Below are 13,516 nucleotides of genomic sequence, written 5' to 3' on the forward strand. Positions count from 1 at the left end.
GATTGACAAAGAATCACGAGAGCGCATTTTAAGACCATGACCCAGAACCCAGACACATTGGCCGCCGTTTCGCTCGCCATGGCGGACGAAGACAGCAGTGCATTTGCCGAACGCATCGGCCGCAGCTTTTCCGACTGGGGCTTCGCCGTGGTCGCCGACCATGGCATCCCGGCGGAACTGATCGAGCGCGCCGAAGCCATGTCGCGCGCCTTTTTTGCCCTGCCCGAAGAGGTCAAGCGCTTCTATCACATAGCCGGCGGTGGTGGTGCCCGCGGCTACACGCCTTTCGGTACCGAAAGCGCCAAGGATAGCAACATCAGCGATCTCAAGGAATTCTGGCATATCGGCCGCGATCTGCCTGCGGGACATCCGTTCGAGCCGGTCATGCCGCCCAATGTCTGGCCGAAAGAACTCGACGGTTTCCGCGAAACATATCTCGAGATGTTCGCCGCCTTCGACAAGGCCGGCGCGCGCATTCTAGAGGCGATCGCGCGCTTTCTCGGACTGGCCCCGGATTTCTTCGTCGACACGGTGCGCGATGGGAATTCGGTGATGCGGCTGATCCACTATCCGCCGGTGCCCGAAGACTCGCCAGCGGTCCGCGCCGGAGCGCATGAGGATATCAACACAATCACCCTGCTGATCGGTGCTGAAGAAGCCGGCCTGGAACTGCTCGACAAAAACGGCCAGTGGCGGCCGGTCACCCCCAAGGCGGGGGAACTCGCAGTCAATATCGGCGATATGCTGCAACGACTGACCAACAACCACCTGCCCTCGACAACCCACCGCGTCGTCAACCCGGCACCCGAGCGGCGCGGCTTCTCGCGCTACTCCATGCCCTTTTTTCTCCACTTCCGACCCGACTATTCTATCGAGACATTGCCGAACTGCGTCGATGACGAACACCCGGACCTCTATCCGGAACCGATCACCGCGCACGAATATCTGATGCAGCGCCTGCGCGAAATCGGCCTGGCATGACCGCAAAAGTGGTTGGCATCAGCGGCGGCAGCTGTTCCGGGAAATCGACCCTGACACAGCTTTTGTTCGAAGCGCTCGGCCCAGATCAATGCGTGATCCTACCGCAGGATGATTATTTCTACGGCCTTGGCGATGCACCGCAGGGGAAGGGTGGACCCAATTTCGATCACCCCCATGCGGTGGATTTTGACATGCTGTGCGATCAGCTCGCGCAACTGAAAAGCGGCCAGGCAATCGACCGGCCGCTCTATGACTTCCCGACCCATATGCCGAAAACCGAGACCGAGCGCACCGAGCCGCGCCCGGTCATTCTGCTCGATGGCATATTGATTCTGCAGCACCAGCCGCTGCGCGACCTGCTCGACCTCAGCATCTTCGTCGAATGCGATTCCGAAACCCGCTTCGCCCGCAGACTCGAACGGGACGTCCGCGAACGGGGCCGCACGGCGCAGTCGGTGCACGAACAATTTGCCAACCAGGTCGGACCGATGCACGATTTGCATGTCGAACCTTCAAAGACGCATGCCGATATCGTGATAAATTCGCAACAGTCAGAATCGCACTATGAACAACCGCTTCGCCTGATCTTGTCAAAAATATTACCGTAAAATCAGTGCGCTAATCAGAAGCACCCCGCTGAATTCGATCAGCCTGCCACCAATTCGGCCAAGCAGAATCGCTCCGCTATAAATAGAAAATGCTGCACTGCGGCATTTCCCGTTTCAATTGAGACAAAACTGTCATTAAGGGCCCCTAGAGCTGCTCGTGCGTTGGTCTGGCAGTGCACAAATTTTGCCAGCTCTCAGCACAAGACTTTCTTTTAATGCGGTTCATGAACGGGGAATTCACATCATGAAAATCAAATATCTTTTGGCGACTAGCGTCGTCAGCCTTTCCACAGCCGGCCTGATGGCAACGTCAGCGGCAGCTCAATCGACGGGTACCGTCGGCTTTGAAGAAGACGTGATTATCGTCACGGGCGGCCGGACCAACGATGTTGGCGGCGTGGAAATCCCGAATACACCAAAGGCGAAGCAGGTTCTCGACGAAGAAATCATTCGTCGCCAGCGCCCTGGCCAATCGGTCAATGATATCATCAACCTTGTTCCCGGTGTCAGCTTCCAGAATAACGACCCTTGGGGTTCTTCCGGCGGTTCGTTCACGATCCGCGGTTTCAGCGACGATCGCATCTCCCAGACGCTTGACGGTCTGCCGCTCAACGATTCGGGCAACTATGCGCTTTATACCAGCCAGCAGGTCGACTCGGAAATCATCGAGCAGGTCAATGTAAACCTCGGCGTGACCGACGTTGATAGCCCGACCGCTTCTGCCGTCGGCGGCACGATCAACCTTCGTACACGCGAGCCCAGCGACGAGTTCAAGCTCACCGGCACGCTGTCGGTTGGTAGCACATTCGCTCAAGGCGATAACGATAACCGCAGCCGCCTTTACATGCGCGGCTTTGGAATGATCGACACCGGCGACCTTACCGGTTTCGGCACCAAGGCTTTTGCTTCGGCCAGCTATGTTCGCTATAATAACCCATTCAACAACTACGGCACTGTCGAAAAGCAGCAGTATAATGCTCGCATCTGGCAGGATATTGGCAGCAATGGCGACTTCATCGCTATCGCCGGTCACTATAACGAAAGCCGGAACAATTTCTTCGGCTCCTTCTCCCTGGACGACTTCCCGGAAACACGGGCAGACCGGTTCTACGACATTGATTATCCATGTACGGTTGATGCGCCTCAAGCTGGTACGGCCCAGGAAGCCAATGGTTGTGGTGCCGAATTTGATCGTCGCTTCAACCCTTCGAACACGGGCAACATTCGCGGTGCCTCGCGTTTCACCCTGGCGGACGGTCTAGTCCTGTCGGTCGACCCGAGCTACCAATATGTGAAGGCCAACGGCGGCGGCAATGAAGAACTGCTAGAGCAGACCCGCAATGTCGGCGGCGTCGAAATGACCGGTTTCATCAGCGGGAGATATTATTACGGACGCGACCTGAACGGTGACGGCGATGTTCTGGACGAAGTCAGCGGCTTTGATCCCAGCCAGACCCGCACCCGGCGCTTCGGTGTCATTTCCAACCTCTCCTACGAGCTCAATCCGGACCATCGCTTCCGTCTCGCTTATACTTATGACGATGCCAACCACCGTCAGACGGGCCAGACCTCGGTAGCGCTTCTCAACGGCGACATTCCTGATGTTTTCCCGGTTAACGACGGCCTGGTAACCGTCGATGGGTTCGAACTCAACAAACGCGACCGTCAGTCTTACGCAACATTGCACCAGATTTCCGGTGAATATCGGGGCAATTTCGGCGACCTTACTGCGGTTGTCGGGGTGCGCGCGCCATTCTTCACGCGCGAACTGAACCAGAATTGCTACACGACTTCGGCAAGCGGTTTCCTGGACTGTATCGGCGGCACCAGCGCGGCCTATGAAGCGGCAAACCCCTATGTCTACGATCCGGTAACCAACGAACCAAGCGGTTCGGCCCTGCCAACATCGCGAAAATATAAATATGATGATATCCTTCCGAACGTAGGCCTGACCTACGCTTTCGGTAGCGCATCCGTCTTTGCGAACTACGCCAAGGGTCTTTCCGTTCCGGCAACCGATCCGCTCTATGACTCGCTCTACTTCCCTGAGGATGCTCCGGGCGTGCAGCCAGTACCCGAAACGACCGACAGTCTCGATTTGGGGCTTCGCTATCGGACCGGCAACATCCAGGCCCAGTTTGCTGGCTGGTTTACACGCTATAACAACCGGCTCGCATCGGCCTATAACCCGCTTCTCGAAGAAACAATCTTCCGGAACCTTGGTCGCGTCGACAAATATGGCCTTGATGGTTCGATCGCGTGGACACCGTCACGTGACACGATGGTATATGTCTTCGGTTCGATCAACGAGTCCGAAATCAAGGACGACGTTCAGACCGGCAACTGCGATGCTGACGACCTTGCCGATGGGCTCGCACAATGTGCGGTTATCGGTGATCCGATCTTCGCTTTCACTGCCGGCAAGAACGAAAGCGGCGCCCCGCTTTGGACCGTCGGTGCCCGGGTGCAGCAACGCCTTGGTGACTTCGAACTGGGTGCCCAGGTCAAACATACCGGCAAGCGTTGGGTGAATGACACCAATGAACGGTCTGTTGGCGGCTACACGCTGGTCGACCTCGACCTTCGCTGGACGATCACGCAGAATCCGTTCGGCGATGATGTTGCGCTTCAGTTGAACGTTACCAACCTGTTCGACGAACTCTATGTCGGCGGCTTCGGCGGCGATCTGGATGGCAACGCGCCATTCGTCCAGATCGGCGCTCCCCGCGCAGCGAGCATCTCGCTGATCTTCGGCTACTAAGCCGATAGGCTAGGTAACCCGGTGTGATGCAATATCTCGCCGGACACACAAAAATATGAAAACGGCGGTGCTGAAAAGCGCCGCCGTTTTTCATTGCGTAACCTGTTCCGACAGCGACCGATAGACCGTGTCCGCTGCAGGCGCAGCAGATACGGGCCGGTGACCCGCTAGATATTCAAGGTAATTATAATATGGCGTCCGGCCTTTTACGGCATGGACCCGCCGGAACGATTCAGCGTGCTTCGGCGCGCAGCATCACTTGCTCGGCAACCATTTTCAGCTGCTCGTTGACGCCTTCGTCGGTGCAAATGCCCTGACTGAACATTCCCCCGGATGCATTGATTCCGACGCCGAGTGGAGTCGGCCAGCCGCGCAGCGAATGGACGATCGAACGCAGAGCCGCCAAGGTGCTACCGACCGCTTGCCAGCCATGCGCCGTCACGATCAGCCCGATGGGCAAGCCATCCAGATATGTACGATCATCGGTCGATGTTTCTTCGATATAGTCGATGGCGTTCTTGACCAGACCGGAGACGGTGCCGTGATAGCCGGGACTCGATATCAATATGCCATCGGCGCGGCGCACCAGCTCTACCAGATCCTTGCCGGTCTGGTTGATACCGGCCGGGTCCGAACGGTAATGCGGCAGCGCCATCAGGCGATCCGATCCGAACAGTTCGGTTTCTGCTCCGGCAGCTTCAGCGGCTTGCAATGAAATCGCCAACGCCATTTCGGTTGAGGAAATGGGGCTGGTCGTACCGCCAAGCCCTAGGATGAAAGGTTTTTTTGTCTGTTCCACCGGAACGCCATACCGATGATTAGCGGGCAATTGCAACGGCCTTGTGCAACCAGCCTGTTTCTTAATTGACCGATTAAATTTGGCCCATTAAGACCGGCGACAATTAGCGGGCTTTGAGCGCGCGCTCTACTCTCCTCGGACCAAAGGATTATCCCATGCGCAAATTTACCGAAGAACAGCATATGTTCCGCGATGCCTATCGCCGCTTCCTCGCCGACGAAGTCGCCCCCCGGATGGACGAGTTTCGCGAAGCCGGCATTGTCGACCGGGAGATATTCAAGAAAGCCGGCGACCAGGGCTTTCTGATGATCTGGCCGGACGAAAAATATGGCGGCATGGGCGATAATGATTTCCGCTACGAGCAGATCATCATCGAGGAAACCGCGCGAGCCGGCTGCGCCGAATGGTATAACACTCTCCACAGCCGTCTGGTTGGCCCCTATCTCAAGAATATCGGCAATGAAGAACAGCGCGAGCGCTTTCTTCCGAAATGCGTCAGCGGCGAAACCATTCTTGCCGTTGCGATGACCGAATCCGGCGCGGGCAGCGATCTTTCGGGCATGAAAAGCACGGCGAAGGACATGGGCGACCATTGGCTGCTCAACGGGTCCAAAACCTATATCTCCAACGGCATCAACGCCGACGTCGTGATCGTCGCTGCGAAGATTGACGGGGTAGAAGACAAGCATGCGATGGTCCTTTTGATCCTCGAGCGTGGTATGGACGGCTTCGAGCGCGGACAGAATCTGGAGAAAATCGGCCTTCATGCGCAGGATACAGCTGAGCTGTTCTTCAATGACGTCAAGATACCAAAGGAAAATACTTTGGGCACCCCCGGCAAGGGCTTCATCCATCTGATGGAGGGGCTGGCCGAGGAACGGCTGATCGCGATGGTCGGCTATGCCGCATCCGCACGGCGCGCTTTTGACGTTACGCGCGAATTTGTCATGGATAGGGATGTTTTCGGCAAGAAATTGTCGGATATGCAGAATACCCAGTTCAGAATGGCGGAAATGGACGCAAAAATCGACATGTTGCAAGTCTATGTCGACCATTGTGTCGATATCCATAACCAGGGCGGACTGACCGCCAATATCGCTGCCAAGGGCAAGATGCTGGGTAGCGAAATCGAGTGGGAAATGGCCGATCTCGGGCTCCAGCTGCATGGTGGTGCCGGCTATATGAAAGAATATGAAATCAGCCGGATCTTCACCGACGCCCGGATGAGCCGCATCTATGCCGGGTCGAGTGAAATCATGCGCTACATCGTCGGCCGCGACGTTTTCAGCCAGAAATACCAATCGATCCTCGAATAGTTTATAGCGGAATAGAGCCGGTCAGGGGCGAGTCGCCTCCTGGCTTGGTTGACGTTTACGTAAACTGCTTGACTGTGTTGCACTGCACCATTAGCATTGCGCAACATCCTTCCAATTCTTCCAGCGAGAGGAACCCCAAATGACCGAAGCCTTTATCTACGACGCAGTGCGATCGCCGCGCGGCAAGGGCCGCAACGATGGCGCCCTGCATGAAATCACCGCTCTCGACCTCGCCGCACAAGTGCTGGCATCGATCAACGATCGCAACGAGTTAGAGGGCCACGAAGTCGAAGACATCGCCTTTGGCTGTGTCTCTCCCGTCGGCGAGCAAGGCGCAGTGATCAGCCGCATGGCAGCACTGAAAGCCGGCTATGCCGACACGACATCGGCGATCCAGGTCAACCGTTTCTGCGGTTCCGGTCTGGAAGCGGTGAACATTGCAGCGGGCAAGGTCTGCTCCGGTGAAACCGATTTGGCTATCGGTGGCGGCATCGAATCCATGTCGCGCATCCCGATGGGCAGCGACGGTCTCGGCGGCATGGCCGACCCGACCCTCGTCTTTCAGGAATATTTCGTGCCTCAGGGCATTTCCGCCGATCTGATCGCCACCAAATATGGCTATAGCCGCGACGACGTCGACGCCTATGCGGTAGAAAGCCAGAAACGCGCCGCCAAAGCGTGGGACGAGAAGCGCTTCGCCAAATCGATCCTGCCAATCCGCGACGTGATTGGCGAAGTCGTGCTCGATCGGGACGAACTGATGCGCCCCGAAACCGATATGCAATCACTCGGCGCGCTTGGCCCTGCTTTCAAGATGATGGGCGAACAGATGCCCGGCTTTGACGATGTCGCGATCCTCAAGCATCCCGAGATCGAGAAGATCAACCACGTCCACCATGCCGGTAACAGCTCCGGCATCGTCGATGGTTCCGCGGCCGTACTGGTCGGCAATGCAGGCGCTTCCGATAAATTCGGCCTGAAACCGCGGGCACGGATCGTGTCGATGGCCGCTATTGGCTCCGAACCGACGATCATGCTGACCGGCCCGGAATTTGCCGCCAAGAAGGCACTGGAACGTGCCGGAATGACAGCAAATGATATCGATCTATGGGAATTGAACGAGGCCTTTGCCGCCGTCGTTCTGCGCTTCATGGATGCGATGAATGTCGACCACAGCGTCATGAACGTCAACGGCGGCGCGATTGCGATGGGCCATCCGCTCGGCGCAACCGGCGCGATGATCCTCGGTACCGCACTCGATGAGCTCGAACGTTCCGGCAAGTCCACCGCTCTCGCGACGCTTTGCATCGGCGGCGGCATGGGCATCGCCACGATTATCGAGCGGGTGAACTAATTGACTGTCCCCCCGCCAAGACCGGGGGCAGGCTCCCTTTTTGAACTGGATTCCGGCCTTTGCCGGAAAACGAATACAGGACAGAACACATGACCTACGAAACATTCACGGTTGATATCGACAGCGACGGCATTGCGCTGGTCACCATCGATCTTCCCGGCCAGTCGATGAACGTCTGGAACCAAAGCCTCATTACTGATTTCAAAACCTTCGTCGAAGAGCTGATCAGCAAGGACGAAATCAAGGGCGCGGTGATTACATCGGGCAAGAAGTCCGGCTTCCTTGCCGGTGCCGACCTCAACATGCTCGGCGCATCGAAAGCCGCCAGCTTGGCCGAAGCGTTTGAAAGCGCCTGGGAGCTGAACGGCATGCTGCGCCGCATGGAAACCGGCGGAAACAGCGCCAAGGACCTGCTCAAAGGTACCGCCCACGCCAAACCGGTCGCTTGTGCCCTGAACGGCCTTGCGCTTGGCGGCGGTCTCGAACTTGCGTTGGCCTGCCATTATCGCGTTTGCGCCGACAATCCCAAGATTCAGCTCGGCTTGCCCGAAGTACAGGTTGGCTTGCTGCCAGGCGGCGGTGGAACCCAGCGCCTGCCACGTCTCGCAGGACTTCAGGCCGCAGGCATGGCGATCATGATGGGCCAGCCGATGAATCCGCAAGCAGCGCTCGCCCAGAAAATCGTGGATGAAGTCGTTCCTGCGGACGAAGTCGTCGCGAAAGCCAAGGAGTGGGTCAAGGCCAATCCCAAGGCCTCCGCACCATGGGACAAGAAGGGCTATAAATTCCCCGGCGGCGCCGGATCGATGGATCCCCGCGCCGTGCCGCTCTATCTCGGCTCCTCGGCGATTGCGCTGAAGCAGAGCAAGGGCAATTATGAAGCGGTCAAGGCGATCCTGTCCTGCCTCTACGAAGGTTCAATGTTGCCAATGGACACCGCGCTGAGGGTGGAAAGCAAATATTTCACCAAGCTGCTGTCCGGTCCGCAAGCCAAGAATATGATCCGCACCCTGTTCATCAACAAACAGGCCGCAGAAAAAGGCGCAGCCCGTCCCGAAGGCGTTCCACCGTCCGACATCAAGACGGTCGGCGTACTCGGCGCAGGCCTGATGGGCTCCGGCATCACCCATGTCACCGCCAAGGGCGGGATGAATGTCATCGTGCTCGATCGCAATATGGAAGAGGCGCAAAAGGCCATCGATTACAGCCAGAAGATCGTCGACAAGGGCGTGAAGCGTGGCAAGATGACCCAGGAAAAGGCCGACGCCTTCATGGCGCGGATCACCCCGACCGACAATTACGACGATCTGAAAGATGTCGACCTGATCATCGAAGCGGTATTTGAACGCCCCGATGTCAAAGCCGATGTGATCAAGAAGACCGAAGCGGTTATCGGCAAGGATGTGATTTTCGCTTCCAATACCTCGACCCTGCCAATCACCGGCCTGGCGAAGAACAGCGAACGCCCTGACCAGTTTATCGGGATGCATTTCTTCTCTCCGGTTGAAAAAATGCCGCTGCTGGAAATCATCCCTGGCGCCGAAACCGGTGACAAGGCTCTGGCGGTTGCGCTCGATTATAACGCAAAAATTCGCAAGGTTCCGATTGTCGTCAAGGATGTTCGCGGCTTCTACACCAACCGCGTGTTCCCGCCTTATGCCAATGAAGCGATGCTGATGGTGGCAGAGGGCGTGAAACCTGCGCTGATCGAAAATGCTGCCATCGCCATGGGTATGCCGATTGGTCCGCTCGCCGTGGTCGATGAAACGACCCTGCAACTCGGCTACGACATCATGACCTCGACCAAGGAAGAACTGGGCGATGCCTATGTGCCGAGTGGCACCGAAGAGCTGATGGATATCATGGTCAAGCAGATCGACCGTCGCGGACGGCGCTTTGGCGGTGGTTTCTACGAATATGCCGACGATGGATCGAAAAAGCTCTGGCCCGGCCTTGCCGATCATTTCCCTCTCGCCCAAGAGCAGCCGGATGTTGAAGAGGTCAAACAGCGTTTGATGTTCATCCAGCTGATCGCCACCGCGCAATGTTTCGACGAAGGCGTTGTTTCCGATCCGCAGTCCGCCGACCTTGGCGCGATCTTCGGCTGGGGCTTTGCCCCCTGGACCGGCGGTCCGATGAGCCATATCGATACAATGGGCGTCGACAATTTTGTCCGTATCGCCGACAATCTGGCACAGAAATTTGGCGAGCGGTTCAAACCACCGATGAGCTTCCGCGAGAAAGCGGACAAGGGCGAGAGCTTTTACAAAGCCGCTTAGGCCTGATCGAAGCAATATAAGAAAGAGCTCCTTCGGGGGCTCTTTTTTTGCCTGTTACAAAAGCCGTTTTGAAAGCGTGTCGATCTTGTCGGAAAGCTGGTCGAGTTTTTGCGACAACTGGTCGAAAGTCGAACTATCGGTTCCGGCAGCACCATCGACCGCCCCATAATGCGACCGGAACAGCGCCACAATCTGTTCGACGACCGGCTCCTGTTCCCGCACCTTGTGATCGGCATCCAGAGTCATTTCGATCGACCGCCCGCTATATTCCAGGCTGCCGTAGAAGATATCCCGCGCCTGCCACAGAACCGCATCCTGTCTAAGCTCGCCTCGATCCTGCCCGCGCAGGAATAGCCGGTCGAAGACCGCAACATAATGCCGCAGATGATCACGCGAAACGCTGACCTCGCTGTTGTTCCGACGCAGCGCGAAACTGAGATTGATAAAATCCGCGTTCACAATCAGGATGTTCAGATGATATTGCGCCAGCGCCGGCAACCGGTCGAAAAACCCTTCGGATCTTGTTGACGCCATGACCGCTTCCGCCTCTCGGGTAAGCCCGTCCCAGAATTGCTGCAGTACCGCCAGCATCAATTCGGCTTTCGACTCGTAATAGCTGTAGATCGTGCCCTCGCCGATATGAGCCCGGCGCGCAATCTCCGACACCCGCGCGCCGTCAAAACCATGTTCAACAAATACAGCGCGTGCCGCATCGAGAATCACCCGTTCCTTGCGCTCCAGCTTGACCCGCTGGGTTTCCGGATTGACCGCTTTAGTCGCCAAAACCTGTCCTTTATTGAGCTTGACTCGAAAATACCGAATGCTATTCAATTAACCTTTGTGGGCTCTCTGTGTCAAATCGCGAATAGTCCGCTGGGTAAAATCGGAAAGAGGCGCTGCACCAATGCCCCAGTTTAAGTCCAAGATTGTCACCGGTTCGGAGAGCTTTGCGCAGAACCGCAAAGATATGCTGACGCTGATCGATCATCTCCGAAGCCTCGAAAATCGTGCCATTGCAGCGTCGGAGAAGCGCCGGCCGACATTTGAAAAACGCGGCCAATTGACCCCGCACGAAAGGCTGAAGCGCCTGCTCGATCCGGGCATGCCGTGGCTGCAGCTTTATAATATGGCCAATTATCTGGTCGAGGACAGCAATCCAGACACCAGCATTCCCGGCGGCAGCGTAATATTGGGGATCGGTTTCGTCAAAGGCGTGCGCTGCATGATCTGGGTTGATGACAGCGGCATTCGCGCGGGGGCGGCGACAACGGGTGGTTGGGATGCCAGCAAGGGCGCGCAGAAAATCGCGCAGGATCTCAAATTGCCGTTCATCCACTTGGTTGAAAGCGCTGGTGCAAACCTGATGGAATATAAGGTCGAGCTTTGGGCCCATGGCGGCATGCTGTTCCGCAATCTCGCTTGGCTCAGCGCGGCCGGCGTCCCGACAATGGTGGTGCTGCACGGTCCGTCGACCGCTGGCGGCGCCTATATGCCGGGCATGTCGGACTATGTTATCGGCATCCGCGACAATGGCATGGCTGCGCTGGGCGGCGCGGCGCTTGTGCATGCGGCTACCGGCGAAGTTGCCGATGACCGCGAACTCGGTGGAACCGAAATGCACGCGTCGACAACCGGTAGCGTTGAATATCTCGCCGATGACGATGCCCACGGCATTGCCATTGCCCGCGAGACAATGGGCCGGCTCGACTGGAACAAGAATACCACGCCGATCCGCCGCAATGACTATGAAGAGCCGGTCTACGACATTGACGAGATCGCCGGTGTGGTGCCCACCGATTATACCATTCCTTATGATGTCCGCGAAGTCGTGGCCCGGATCGTCGACGGTTCCGATTTCGAGGAATTCAAGCCGCGCTATGGTCCCGGCACCGTCTGCATGCAGGCGAGCATCATGGGCCATGCGGTCGGACTGATCGGCAATAACGGCCCGTTCGATCCCGAAGCGGCGGCCAAGGCCACCCATTTCTTCCAGCTTTGTGACCAGTCGCAGCTGCCGATCATCTTCCTCAACAACACCACCGGCTATATTGTCGGTACCGAGTCCGAGCATAAGGGCATGATCAAGCTGGGCAGCAAGATGATTCAGGCTGTGTCCAACGTCCGGGTACCAAAACTGGCACTGTATATCGGCGCGAGCTTTGGCGCGGGCAATTACGGGATGAGCGGGATCGCCTTCGAACCCGATTTCCTGTTCAGCTGGCCCAATGCCAAAACTGGCGTCATGGCGGGCGCTTCGGCCGCCAACACGATGAGCCACGTGGCCCGGGTCCAGGCCAAGCGCAAAGGCGTCGAGCCGGATGAAGAAGCGATTGCCAAGCAGGAGCAGCGGATCAAGGATATTTTCGAAGCGCAGGAAAGCGCCTTCTTCACCTCCGGCCGGGTGCTCGACAATGGTGTTATCGATCCCCGCGATAGCCGCAAGGTTTTGGGTTTCGCGCTGGAAACGATCTTTGAAGCGCAGAACCGGACGCTTCATCCCAATGCATTCGGAGTGGCACGGATATGACCAATCTTCCTGGAACAGAAACCCTCGAACTCGAACTCAAACAGGGCTGGCTGACCATCTGGTTCAACCAGCCGGAGAATCGCAATGCGTTGAGCGATGCATTGGTAGCGGAACTGGGGGGAGTGCTGAAAAGCGTGCGCGACGATCGCAGCGTCCGCGGCATCACCCTGCGGGGACGCGGCGGCGTTTTCTGTGCCGGGGCGGATCTCAAGAATTTCAAAGAGAATTTCCAGCAAAGCGGCGACCGTGCGGCGATTATCAAGATGTCGAGCGGCGCAGCGGAGATTTTCGACCTGGTCAACACAGCGCCGCAAGTGGTGATCGTATTGATCGAGGGCGCGGCCATGGCCGGCGGCTTTGGCTTGTCCTGCTGCGCGGATGTTGTGATCTGCGAGAGCGGCGCTCGTTTCGCGATGACCGAGACTGCCATTGGCGTGTCACCCGCGCAGATATCCCCCTTCGTGATCCAGAAGCTCGGCTATGCCACCGGTCGCCGATTGATGCTGACCGCCGCGCGGTTTGACGGAACAGAGGCCCATAAACTGGGATTCGCGGATTTCATCGCCGACGATGTGCCGGGTCTGGAAGCGATCGAAATGCAGTTGCGCAAACAGGTACTCGGCGCTGCGCCCGGTGCCGTCGCCGCGACCAAGGAATTGCTCGGACAGATCGCCGGCCAGCCGCGTGAGGAAGTGATCCGTCTGGCAGCTGAAAATTTCGCCGATCGCATGGTCAGCGATGAGGCCAAGGAAGGCGTCGCCAGCTTCTTCGAGAAACGCAAACCCAGTTGGGTGGTAAAACCGGAATGAGACATCAGTGCCATTCCATATCCGTCATCCTGAACTCGTTTCAGGATCTTTCCAATTCATCAGCTCACGGGGTGCTGAAGCA

Annotated in this window: 10 protein-coding genes; 8 read left to right on the plus strand and 2 right to left on the minus strand. The window is 57.3% G+C overall.

What is annotated here, in order from left to right:
- Positions 1-36: 36 nt before the first annotated feature.
- The 3 genes from ACWFTY_RS01745 to ACWFTY_RS01755 all read left to right on the plus strand — a co-directional run bounded on the left by ACWFTY_RS01745 (position 37) and on the right by ACWFTY_RS01755 (position 4,350).
- The gene (locus ACWFTY_RS01745) at positions 37-981 is read left to right on the plus strand and encodes an isopenicillin N synthase family dioxygenase (protein WP_447525685.1); all 945 of its coding nucleotides are present in this window, start codon (positions 37-39) and stop codon (positions 979-981) included.
- Positions 978-1,589, plus strand: coding sequence for a uridine kinase (gene udk, locus ACWFTY_RS01750; RefSeq protein WP_447525686.1), 612 nt, complete (start codon positions 978-980; stop codon positions 1,587-1,589). Before ACWFTY_RS01745 ends, udk begins: the two co-directional genes overlap by 4 nt.
- A gap of 244 nt (positions 1,590-1,833) precedes the next feature.
- Positions 1,834-4,350 (plus strand): TonB-dependent receptor, encoded by a 2,517-nt coding sequence (locus tag ACWFTY_RS01755; protein ID WP_447525687.1) that lies wholly within the window; start codon positions 1,834-1,836, stop codon positions 4,348-4,350.
- A gap of 232 nt (positions 4,351-4,582) precedes the next feature.
- Here ACWFTY_RS01755 and ACWFTY_RS01760 read toward each other — a convergent pair whose 3' ends face one another.
- Positions 4,583-5,149: an NADPH-dependent FMN reductase gene (locus ACWFTY_RS01760; protein WP_447525688.1), complete on the minus strand. Its 567-nt coding sequence runs from the start codon at positions 5,147-5,149 to the stop codon at positions 4,583-4,585.
- Between the two features lie 155 nt (positions 5,150-5,304).
- Between ACWFTY_RS01760 and ACWFTY_RS01765 the strand changes: the two genes are divergently transcribed.
- The 3 genes from ACWFTY_RS01765 to ACWFTY_RS01775 all read left to right on the plus strand — a co-directional run bounded on the left by ACWFTY_RS01765 (position 5,305) and on the right by ACWFTY_RS01775 (position 10,098).
- A complete protein-coding gene (locus ACWFTY_RS01765; protein ID WP_447525689.1) occupies positions 5,305-6,465 on the plus strand; it encodes an acyl-CoA dehydrogenase family protein in 1,161 nt (386 codons plus the stop codon).
- Positions 6,466-6,604: 139 nt separating this feature from the next.
- The gene (locus ACWFTY_RS01770) at positions 6,605-7,819 is read left to right on the plus strand and encodes an acetyl-CoA C-acetyltransferase (RefSeq protein WP_447525690.1); all 1,215 of its coding nucleotides are present in this window, start codon (positions 6,605-6,607) and stop codon (positions 7,817-7,819) included.
- 89 nt (positions 7,820-7,908) lie between these two features.
- On the plus strand, positions 7,909-10,098 hold the full coding sequence (locus tag ACWFTY_RS01775) for a 3-hydroxyacyl-CoA dehydrogenase NAD-binding domain-containing protein (protein WP_447525691.1): 2,190 nt from the start codon (positions 7,909-7,911) through the stop codon (positions 10,096-10,098).
- 54 nt (positions 10,099-10,152) lie between these two features.
- Here the strand turns inward: ACWFTY_RS01775 and ACWFTY_RS01780 are convergent, their stop codons facing one another.
- Positions 10,153-10,881: a TetR/AcrR family transcriptional regulator gene (locus ACWFTY_RS01780; protein ID WP_447525692.1), complete on the minus strand. Its 729-nt coding sequence runs from the start codon at positions 10,879-10,881 to the stop codon at positions 10,153-10,155.
- A 121-nt stretch (positions 10,882-11,002) separates the two neighbouring features.
- Between ACWFTY_RS01780 and ACWFTY_RS01785 the strand changes: the two genes are divergently transcribed.
- Positions 11,003-12,625, plus strand: coding sequence for an acyl-CoA carboxylase subunit beta (locus ACWFTY_RS01785; RefSeq protein WP_447525693.1), 1,623 nt, complete (start codon positions 11,003-11,005; stop codon positions 12,623-12,625).
- Complete coding sequence (locus ACWFTY_RS01790; RefSeq protein ID WP_447525694.1) at positions 12,622-13,434, plus strand: enoyl-CoA hydratase/isomerase family protein; 813 nt, start codon at positions 12,622-12,624, stop codon at positions 13,432-13,434. The genes ACWFTY_RS01785 and ACWFTY_RS01790 overlap by 4 nt, the downstream gene beginning before the upstream one ends.
- The last annotated feature ends 82 nt before the right edge of the window (positions 13,435-13,516 follow it).

This window comes from Parasphingorhabdus sp. NYA22 (assembly GCF_976973735.1).